The sequence below is a fragment of the Nitratidesulfovibrio sp. 1201_IL3209 genome, assembly GCF_036763125.1.
Lineage (GTDB): Bacteria > Desulfobacterota > Desulfovibrionia > Desulfovibrionales > Desulfovibrionaceae > Cupidesulfovibrio.
This window is the reverse complement of the sequence record NZ_JBAIYT010000058.1, coordinates 1-7283: the sequence shown is the minus strand read 5'-3', so window position 1 is coordinate 7283 and position 7283 is coordinate 1. Positions and strand designations below refer to the sequence as shown.

The 7283-nt window shown below is 55.7% G+C and carries 7 protein-coding genes and 1 tRNA gene; 4 read left to right on the top strand and 4 right to left on the bottom strand.

Annotated elements, in window-relative coordinates:
• Positions 1-147 precede the first annotated feature (147 nt).
• Positions 148-327, top strand: a complete 180-nt coding sequence (locus V6B97_RS16835) for a hypothetical protein (protein ID WP_333507678.1) — start codon at positions 148-150, stop codon at positions 325-327.
• 32 nt (positions 328-359) lie between these two features.
• Here the strand turns inward: V6B97_RS16835 and V6B97_RS16830 are convergent, their stop codons facing one another.
• The 4 genes from V6B97_RS16830 to V6B97_RS16815 form a co-directional block, all read right to left on the bottom strand.
• Complete coding sequence (locus V6B97_RS16830; protein ID WP_333507677.1) at positions 360-2318, bottom strand: AAA family ATPase; 1959 nt, start codon at positions 2316-2318, stop codon at positions 360-362.
• Positions 2319-2513: 195 nt separating this feature from the next.
• Positions 2514-2816 carry a hypothetical protein gene (locus V6B97_RS16825; protein WP_333507676.1) on the bottom strand — a complete coding sequence of 101 codons (303 nt, stop codon included), beginning with the start codon at positions 2814-2816 and terminating at the stop codon, positions 2514-2516.
• Positions 2817-3116: 300 nt separating this feature from the next.
• Positions 3117-4436 (bottom strand): hypothetical protein, encoded by a 1320-nt coding sequence (locus V6B97_RS16820; protein ID WP_333507675.1) that lies wholly within the window; start codon positions 4434-4436, stop codon positions 3117-3119.
• A 217-nt stretch (positions 4437-4653) separates the two neighbouring features.
• A tRNA-Met gene (locus tag V6B97_RS16815) sits at positions 4654-4730 on the bottom strand.
• 111 nt (positions 4731-4841) lie between these two features.
• Here V6B97_RS16815 and V6B97_RS16810 point away from each other — a divergent pair.
• The 3 genes from V6B97_RS16810 (at position 4842) to V6B97_RS16800 (ending at position 7024) form a co-directional block, all read left to right on the top strand.
• A complete protein-coding gene (locus tag V6B97_RS16810) occupies positions 4842-5564 on the top strand; it encodes a glycosyltransferase family 2 protein (protein ID WP_333507674.1) in 723 nt (240 codons plus the stop codon).
• Positions 5565-5700: 136 nt separating this feature from the next.
• Positions 5701-6120: a hypothetical protein gene (locus V6B97_RS16805; RefSeq protein WP_333507673.1), complete on the top strand. Its 420-nt coding sequence runs from the start codon at positions 5701-5703 to the stop codon at positions 6118-6120.
• Positions 6121-6271: 151 nt separating this feature from the next.
• Complete coding sequence (locus V6B97_RS16800) at positions 6272-7024, top strand: TVP38/TMEM64 family protein (protein ID WP_333507672.1); 753 nt, start codon at positions 6272-6274, stop codon at positions 7022-7024.
• Positions 7025-7283: the final 259 nt, after the last annotated feature.

Genomic DNA, 7283 nt, shown 5'->3' with positions numbered 1-7283 from the left:
AAGAAATGCCTTCTGCCGCCTGCGGAATGCGTCCTCTTCGCGGACTGCCCCAAGGTCCGCACCCCGAGGAGAAGAATATGGGCATAAGCTGGGGATCAATCATCGCCATAGCCATCGCGGTACTTAATGTCGTCAAGGAGAGCATCGATGACTGAGCACGAGTCCAAGGACAAGGGAATGAACAGGGCCTGGGTGTTTCTTGGCGGCTGCCTGGCCGGTGTCGCTGGCGTGTTCGCTGCTGCTATATTGTCGGAGACAGGCACCACGAGAACGGACGGCTGCGACGACGAACCTTTGGCGCTGCCTGAAGGCGAGAGCCATACATGAAAACAGGGGGAGGCTAGCGCCTCCCCCTGCAACTATTCACCCAATTCTTTTAGCCATTTTCTGACAGTTTCATGGCTAGGGGCATTGTCGTATGATTTGGCAAGCTCCTGAGCAATTTTCCGGCAACTCATGCCGTCTTGCTGCATGCGCTTGGCATCCTCAAGCCATGCAGGATGGAGGCCGTCCACATCCGGGGCCTTTTTTTTGGTCTGGCCTTCGCAAGCCGAGGTCGCTAGCAGCCCGTCCGGAGGCGATAGCTCCACTGTAAACGGCTCTATATCACTGCCGAACGCGTTACGGCATTTTTCGTACGAAACGGTGATCGTCGTGGTCTTCTCGGCGGTGCCCTTTTTGCTGGGCCGATCAAGCTTCACCACGGCATCCAATATGTCGAGTTTAGCGTTGCTGCCACGCTGGTCTCCCGTCTTTGAGGTATGCTGCACAATCAGGCAAGAAATCCCCCGCGCCTTCAACTTCTTGAGCAACGCGCGAAATGCCTCCTGGCACTCAGTGCTGTTGCCGCATGCCGTCGGGGCCAAGGTCGACAGGTTATCGAACACGATGAACTCGACATCCGGGAACTGCTTGTCGATCCAGCCCAGCAGGGCCTTGCCGCCTTCCTCCGTACCAAGGTCAGGCAAGGCATTGCCTTCTGTCATGGTAGAAAGCAACTCGAACCCCTTTCCCCCGATTTCTTCGTCTACCGTATGTCCCTGAGCTTGACCCAAGGCATTCAAGCGCTCCCTGCACGCACTCTCGCCCATCTCACCATCAAGGTAGAGCACATTCCGTGTGCGGGAAGCTGTCCACTTCCCGCCTAACGCAGAAGTCCCCTTCCACACGGCAAGCGCAACTGCTAACGCGACCCAGGTCTTCCCAACCCCTGTTCCCGCGACCAGCATCATCAAGCCGGGGCACAGCATAACTGGCTTGAGCACGTATGGCCGTGGCTCTTCAGGCATCGCCAGCAGCGTCTCCAGGGACTTGCTTTGGAATGCAGTTTCCACTTGGCCATCAAGATTCAGCCCAAAGAGGCGCTCAGCCTCTTCGCAAAAGGCACTGGGAGAAAGCCTTCGAACCGGATCATTCCAAAACGCGAGGTCATGGGCAAAGCGCTCCGTTTCTCCACGAAAATCCCATTGAGGTTCTCGTGACAGAATCCGAACTCGTCCTGCCCCGGCTTTCTGAATGGCGCGGCTGGCTTCATATATCTGGCGGTAACCATCCGCGGCATAAGACGGGAGTAGGAGCACTTCGCGCCCCTTCAACGCGCTCCAGTCAGTGCAAGCAATCCCCTTTCGCCCTCCAGGCCAAGTAGTAGGGACTACGCCACTCTTAACGAGCCACCCATGATCCAATGATATCTGAGAAGCTGTTTCCTCGTCCAAGGCGCAAAGCACAGTATGCAGCGGTTCTGCTACAAGTTTATGCAGATCGAACAACGGAAAAAACCCATGAAATGCGCGCCACTGCCACTCTGTATGACAAGAATTGTATTTATTATTCTTATAGAACTTGACGAGTGGGAGCTTAAAGACCGTTCCTTTTTCATCAAAAAACTTAACAACACCTCCTCTCAGATCACCATTATCTTTTGTATAATGGTAAAATACTCCACTTGCATTATTCAACTTATAGTAAGGATAGCTATTCGCACCTCTTTTAAAGCCTCTAGCCTCAACACCGACTCTGCACTCATGCCAACCGGGGTCGCACCCCTGAAAAAAGCGCGCCTCAGGGCTCGTGTCTATGTTCAACAATGCCGCAATTCTAAAAAAACCACGAATAGTGTCGAACCCTAAATGTAACGTCACCAAATCGACCAAACTTTGCCCATTCCGACCATTTGAATAGTGCAACCATGACCCATATCCTCTTTTTCTTGGATCAATTTCAACGTTGAAGTCATCGTTCGACATAGAAATATCCAAACGATCGAAAGCAGCTTGTGGGTTCTTGCGAAGCTCAATCTCGACCGTTTCACGCGCCAAGTACTCCAAGATAGATAGACGCCGAACTGCGTCCTGCTCAGTGGAGTACTCACGAAACCTTGGACTAAATGTACAAGTCCTACCCGAATAATGATTCGTATACATACATACCTCGTGGCACTCGTGGTAAAGATAGGAATTGGCCGCGCCACACCAAAGCGTGGTCAGGAGCAACGCGGCCAATCACGGACACGCTTAGCCCACTCCAAAACCATCAGTAAGATAGCCAAGCACCTCAGCGCTCCGGCTTTGGGGGACAGGTTTGCCGCCCCGGATAGTTTTGGATTCAGGCAACTTCACCCGGCTAGCGAACCATTCGATGAACGAATCCCGCTCATAGAAGACGCTGCGCCCGACGCGCCAACGCTTGCTGGGGCCTAAGCCAAGACTGTCTAAGTTCGCCAACGTCTTTGGCTGAATAATGCCGCTTGTCAGACGCCCGACAGCCACTCGAGGAAAGAGGGCTGGAAAATCCATACGACTCAACAGGTCCGTCATTACTGCCTCCCTTTAGGCTGAGTTGGTGACACAGGACCAACTCTAGCCAAAGTACGGCTAGCACACCCGAGGTTTCACGGTTAGCACCAATGCATTTAATTCTTTAATATCAATCTATTACAACCACACAACCAAACTTTCATAACTCAATAAAAGATACATAAAAACAGATTTACAGGAAAAAGCGAGAGGAGGGCAGACCACGCTACCCCCCTCTTCGCATATACTCACATGTGCTTTTTCAAGATCAGATCAAGATCACTCTGTGAATGTAAATTTACAAACGCACCCCTCTGAAGACTACAACGCCCTTTTATCCCCCAATGGCTGAGGAAATAAATTACTCTCAATAAATAATTTCACCGGTTTTGAATTAATAACGTTACTAATTTTTTGCGAAATACTACCAGAATCATTAAACTTTAACTCCCTTCTTGCCTTAAAACCGTGCTCACCGCATTTCGCAAACATCCTAACAACACGCTCATATATATCACTATTGCGCTTATTTTCATATCGCATTGCTATAATTTCTATTATAATCGTGTCTAAAACACTCCCACTACCCCTAGTCGACTTCCACAATTCACAGATCATATTCTTATAATATCCATCTTTATGCAATGCATCAGAGTCAAACCACTGCAAAATTTCTCGAAAATGGTTAACACTTGCCCATCGGAACATTCTATCACAACCAACCTTATACTTCGTTATGAAATAAAAACTCTGAAGATAAAGCGATGCTTCTTCACAGCATTCTCTCAAAAATTGCCCCATCCCAAGATCCGAAAAATAGACTCTCCCCACTACCGCATTTACAAAAGCATGAGCGCAAATCGCAACACCCCTTATATCAGATCCACACATTTTTTTTGGAAGTCCAAATGCTGACCTAAAAAATTCAAAAGCAACAATATTAAAGCTAAAAAAACGTTCTCTTGACAATGTCGTATACCCATAAAAAACAGAATTTCTGCCATCTCCAGAACGAAACACATTCACAGCATCAACCTTTAACCCTGATGGCGTCTCAATATTGACATCAAAACAGTACCTTTCCCTATGTTCCTCAATATCAAAGAAATGCACCTCCATAACACCCCTAGTATTATCTATCGAAACACTAAAAAAATCAGGATATGGTTGCCTTGAAATACTACATTCACCACCAAAATTTGATATATTAATAAATAAAGCCAGCCTTTCACCCCCGACGTCTTTAGCATCAAGAACAACCTTCTCTAACATTCTCCTCTTGATGACGAAATTCTCATTCGAGAAAAGCCATATTACATCAGTAAAAACGACACCATGATTACATAAAAGAGTATAAAAAGAAACCATTTCTTCACTACAAACACCATCCACATCTATGTGTCTCAAAAGTTCTACCGTGGCGCACGAGCGTTGTGGAATTACTCCACAATCATCACACGTCCAAACGTACTCCCTGATACCCCTACGCAACAAAGACTTAACCGCATACTTACTTTTTCCGCGCACACTCGTCACTTGAGGAACATTTACAACTTCTCCAAACCATTCGCTCCCACCGCCGACGATACGATACCGATACCCCCTAAAAATAGACCCCTCATACTTTTTCATATCGCTCATACCAACCCCCTCTAGCCATTCCGTGAGCTCCATAGACAACTAGCAAAACGCCCCACAGCCATTTAAGGGGCAATACTGACGGAAGCACAGCCCCTTACCAAGCGCTTATCCCTTACCATCCCAAACCACCCCTAGCAAAAGGTGGGGCTATAGTGGGGCTAAACGCCAACAACAAAAAGAGGCTTACAAGGATATCCTTGTAAGCCTCTAATTTTTCTGGTTGCGGGGGCCGGATTTGAACCGACGACCTTCGGGTTATGAGCCCGACGAGCTACCGAGCTGCTCCACCCCGCGACACGATGTGGGGCTTGCCACCCCAGCGAAGAAGGTGTGTATACGCGGGGGCAGCCGGACTGTCAACCGCACATTTACATCGCCGGGCAAATTCCTTATGTAGTGCGGGCCATGCAGAACATCACCTCACTCTCCGTCGTGCTGCCCGTGTACAACGAGCAGGACAACCTGCCCGCCCTGTTCGAGGAAATCCGCCGCTCCCTCGCCAACCTTGGCAAGGAGTGGGAAGTGCTGTTCGTGGACGACGGCAGCAAGGACCGCAGCCTTGAGGTCATCAAGGCCCTTGCGGCCGGGCACCCCCAGGTGCGCTACCTGTCGTTCCGCAAGAACTGCGGGCAGTCCGCCGCGTTCGCGGCCGGATTCCAGGCCGTGCGCCACGAGGTCGTCGTGACCATGGACGCCGACCTGCAGAACGACCCCGCCGACATCCCCGCCATGCTCGCCGAATACGAGCGCGGGTACGACATGGTCATAGGCTGGCGCGCCAAGCGCAAGGACACCTTTGCCAAGCGCATCGCCTCGAAATGGGCCAACGCCATCCGCAACCGCCTGACCGGCGAGACGGTGAAGGACACCGGCTGCTCGCTGAAGGTGCTGCGCACCGCCATGGCCCGGCGCATTCCCATGTTCACCGGCATGCACCGCTTTCTGCCCACGCTGATGAAAATGCAGGGCGCGACGGTGGCCGAACTGAAGGTGAACCACCGCCCGCGCCTGCACGGCGTTTCCAAGTACGGGGCCTTCAGCCGCGCCAAGACCGCCGCCTTCGACCTTCTGGCCGTGGCGTGGATGAAGCGCCGCTACATCAACTACGACATCGCCGACCACAATTAGGAGCGGGACATCCGGCCGGGACGGCCTTCCCTCTTCGCCTCCACTGGCGCACCGCTGTCGCGCCGCCCAGACACGTCGCCCAGACATGTCGCCCGGACACGTCGCCCGGACACGCCGCCCGGACACGCCGCACCGCATGGACACCCTTGAATGGACGCTCTGGCCCGCCCGTTGGGCCATCCTGGCCACCGGCCTGCTGGCGCAGGTCGCCGTGCTGGCGTGGACGCTGCGCCGTGGCCGGGGACCAGATTCCGCCGGGGCCGCCCCGCGTGACGGAACGCCACGCGCCCGTCATCACACGGCCGCACCTGCCGACGGCGGCGATGCCGCCCAACCGCGCACATCCGGCCCCGTCCCTTTCGCACCCGCCGCTTCCGACGGCATCGCCCCCGGCACTGCCCCGGCCGCGCCCGGCCCGCGCATCCCACGCATCCCGCCCATCGTCATGCTGACCGGCGGCGGGCTGGTGGCCCTCTTCGCCCTGCTGGAACGCGACATGCTGCTGCTGTCCGGGCAGGTGTTGGCCCTGCCCCTGCTCTGGCCGCGACAGCGCTGACGCCGCCCCGGCACCTTGACGTCATGGCCCGTTGCCGCTACTGCCCACATGCGGCCCATGCCGCCCGCCAGCCTCTGCCCAATCCCCGGCCGCCGCAATGGAAAACCGGCTGGTTCCGTCCACCCTCACCCGGCCCCTGCCATCGCCCCGCATGACCACTCGCCCCTCCCGACTGCTCAAACGCGTGCTCAAGGGTGCGTTCGTCTTCCTCGGCCTTGCGGCCGCCATCGCGCTGCTGCGCCTTTCCGGCCTGCACGACGCCCTGGACACCGCTTGGGTGGACGCCAACATCCGCGACCACGGCTTCTCCGGGCTGGCCCTGTACCTTGGCGTGGGCTGCCTGCTCACCGCCGTGGGCATGCCCCGGCAGGTGGTCGGCTTCCTGGGCGGCTACGCCTTCGGCGCGGCGCTGGGCACGGTGTGGGGCACGCTGGCCACGGTCATGGGCTGCGTGGTCACCTTCTATTACGCGCGGCTGGCCGGGCAATCGTTCGTGGCACGCCGGTTCAGCCGCCGGGTGGCCAAGATCAACGCCTTTCTCGGGCGCGACCCGTTCACCATGTCGTTCATCATCCGCTGCCTGCCGGTGGGCAACAACATGCTGACCAACCTGCTGGCCGGGGTCAGCGCCATTCCCGCGCTGCCCTTCTTCGCCGGATCGGCCGCCGGATACGTGCCGCAGACCTTCATCTTCGCCCTGCTGGGCAGCGGCGTGCGCGTCTCGCCCGAGTTGCGCACCACCGCCAGCGCCGTGCTGTTCGTGGTCTCCAGCCTGCTGGGCTACCTGCTGTACCGCCGCTACCGGGTGGACGATACCCTGGAGGAACCGGAGGACGGCGACGGCAACGGGGCTGGCGGCGCGGGCAACGGCAGCGCCACGCCCGCCGACACCAAGGGCGAATAACCGGACAACCCGGCGGACACCCGCTTCCGGGGCATTTCCGTTCCCCCCTGCCCGCTGCCCCCCCCCCGGCGGACGCACTCCGCGAATTCCCGCGCCTGTCCATCCGCCCGGCACGCCCATCCGGCTTCCCACAATCAAAACCACCCGCATAGCGGGTGGTTTGCTCTGCCCTATAAGGGCATATTACCGGCCTGCGCCTAAAGGACGCTGCTTTCACTGCGTTCAAGCCAGTGCCTTTGTCTCTTTGGCTACCCCTTGA